This is a genomic window from uncultured Eudoraea sp., assembly GCF_947260015.1.
Classification (GTDB): Bacteria; Bacteroidota; Bacteroidia; order Flavobacteriales; family Flavobacteriaceae; genus Eudoraea.
Genome location: NZ_CAMYOM010000081.1, coordinates 1 through 2,782 on the forward strand (window position 1 = coordinate 1; position 2,782 = coordinate 2,782).

The 2,782-nt window shown below is 36.0% G+C and carries 2 protein-coding genes; both read right to left on the reverse strand.

Going from position 1 to position 2,782, the window contains the following annotated elements; translation table 11 throughout:
* Positions 1–349 precede the first annotated feature (349 nt).
* Positions 350–1,405 carry a serine hydrolase gene (locus Q0X66_RS15680; protein ID WP_297708034.1) on the reverse strand — a complete coding sequence of 352 codons (1,056 nt, stop codon included), beginning with the start codon at positions 1,403–1,405 and terminating at the stop codon, positions 350–352.
* Between the two features lie 21 nt (positions 1,406–1,426).
* A complete protein-coding gene (locus Q0X66_RS15685; protein WP_297708037.1) occupies positions 1,427–1,963 on the reverse strand; it encodes a GNAT family N-acetyltransferase in 537 nt (178 codons plus the stop codon).
* Positions 1,964–2,782: the final 819 nt, after the last annotated feature.

Consider the following 2,782-nt stretch of genomic DNA (forward strand, 5'->3'; position numbering starts at 1 on the left):
TACCAAGAGAGCCGAAATCATCAAACTCATTATTGAAGGGTACCCAAAATTATTAATGCTTGGTGTGAGTAAAATATACAAACCCCCAATAAGTAACCCAGGATAAAGGTGTAACCAAACTAATTTTGTAGTTGAAATTTTCTCAGTCATTTATTTTTTATTTATTGCCACTAACAATTGTATATAGCACATTATGCACTATAGTTCACTTATAGGAACTAAGATAACAAATCCTAGTATTTAAGGGTCTTGCAATACCTTAGCAGTTTTCTATCCTAAAAACATACGATTACAACCGCTTACAAATGTTTACATCGAAATCATCTTGAGACCTATTTTTTATATATTGTTATGAGCTTTTTTTACTTCTTACTATTTTTACAATACGATTATATACTATTTGCGATAAATTCCAATTGTATCCATCAAAGTCAGTTGTATTAACAAATTGAATAACAACTGTATCAATGTCTTTGTGGTATTCTGCAAGACTCTGATATCCAGGAAGCAAACCTCCATGTTCGTACACGTAAATTGAGGAATAGATTGCCTGTTCTCCTTCATCAAATACTGAACCATCATTTAAGGCCCTCAGGAATATACCCACATCCTGTGCTGTAGCGACCATTGAACCATAACCATTTAAGCCATAATCATTAGTCTTTATATCCGACTCAAAGCCAACGTAATAGCCGCTCATCACATCGTCTATATCCACTTCACGAAGCGAACCGAAAGTATTGTTCAGCTCGAGTGGTATCAAAATTTCTTCCTTGATATATTGATGATGGCTATAACCTACCACCTTATCAATGAGTTGGGAAAGCAATAAATAATTCGTATTGGAATATTCATAAGCCTCATCCGGTTCAAAGCTCGCGGGCAAGTCAAGTACTAATTCAAGCGCTTCTTTACTGCTTTTGGGTGGGTCTTCCCAAAAGCCAGGGCTGTCCGTTAAATTGGGAATGCCACTCCGATGTTGCACCATCAATCTCAAGGTGATTTTTTCTGCATTTTCAATTCTTCCCACAAGTTCCGGAAAGTAATCAGCGAGGGTTTTTTCCAAAGACAAACGGTTGTCTTTAACTAATTTAGCTGTGGCTAAAGCGACATATAACTTGCTGATACTACCAATCTTGAATAATGCTTGCGGGTCGGCTGGTATTTTATTTTTTCGGTCATTCCAGCCAGCTGTATAAAATGCAGGTGGTTTGCCTGCTTCGTCCACATAAACAATCATTCCATCAAACCCATGATCAATTGCTTCATTTACTTGTTCCTGAACCGTATCAGGTAGTGGTAAAACCCAGGCCTTTACCAAAATCCATGGCACGAAAGCCAAAGAGCTAATGCTTGCAATAATAAATATTATTCTGAGTATTCGTTTTGTTTGTTTCTTTGTCATACTATATCAGGACGATGTGTTTTATTGCGCGTTATTTTTTGTTATAAGTTTTTTGTTACACCAATACCAGACGCCATCTTCACTACCAAGTTCATAGGGAGCAAATTTTTCGAATTCCATCCCAACTTTTTTCATCACATTGATCGATGCTTTATTATCTTTCAATGCAATGGCAATGATCCTCCTTAAGTTGAGAGTATCAAATCCATACGTCAAAATTGCACGAGATGCTTCCGTTGCTAACCCTAACCCCCAATATTCTGGCAAGAATCTAAAACCAAGATCAATTTCATCAAATTCGGGCAGATATGCTAAACCTGCCCATCCAACAAATTGCATCCCATCTTTTAAAATAGTAGCCCACCTGCCAAATCCATACTTCTCATAATCGTTAATTCTCCCCCTTATTGCCTTTTCAATTTCTTCAATAGATTCAACCACAGGTTCCCCCGTATAATATTGTACCGCTGGATCAGAATGCAACTTAAATAGTTCCTCTTTGTCATCCAGAGTGATTTCCCGTAACAATAATCTTTCAGTTTCTATCAGAGTTGTCATTTTACTACTTATAACTTGTTATATGCACACTAAAATAGTGTTTATCCCTTACGTTTCCCGGATAAAGATAGATTTAAGGGATTGTACTTATGTGTTTACATAGTGCCAACAAATAAATTGTTATACGACTTTTAGTAGTGGCTTCATTCCTCAAATTTTAGAGATGGGTTTCGTTAGAATTTTAGATGTTCTTTTTTCATTGAATTTCCATTTTAGTCCAAACAAAGGCCTTAAGAAAACAATCCTTCTTAGGATAAATTCATAAATAAGATAGCAGACAACTCCGGTAAAGGTCGTAATAGCTATAAATTTTAACACAGCAGGCATCTCCAATGGTAAAATTAACATAGCCCCGGCATCCAGAGTATGAAGGAATAATTAAAAAGATTAACGATAAGTTTTGGAAGAATCAGGCTAAGCTGAGAATGTCGCTGGAGGATAAAGGACTTATTTAATCAATCAAACCAGTACTCTCCCCATAGCATGAGAATATATGTCTAAGAGATGTTAAAATGCTTCTCTCCCCGCTAATAAACCTCATAACCACAGCTCTGCCTGAGGATTGACTTAAATTAGAAATATTTCCTTAAAACGGCCGTTTTACAAGGCACAATTAGTACATCTGAACTACCCTTTAAATACTATGATAAAAGTCACTTTAAATAAGACTCAAAGTCTTTATTTTGGTAGATTGTTATAACAAGATTATGGATAAAAAATTACTCTATGTAGACATGGATAATGTGCTGGTAGATTTTCCGGCAGCAATAAAAAAACTCGATAAGGAGACCTTAGTCAAATATAAAGGCCGTTTGGATG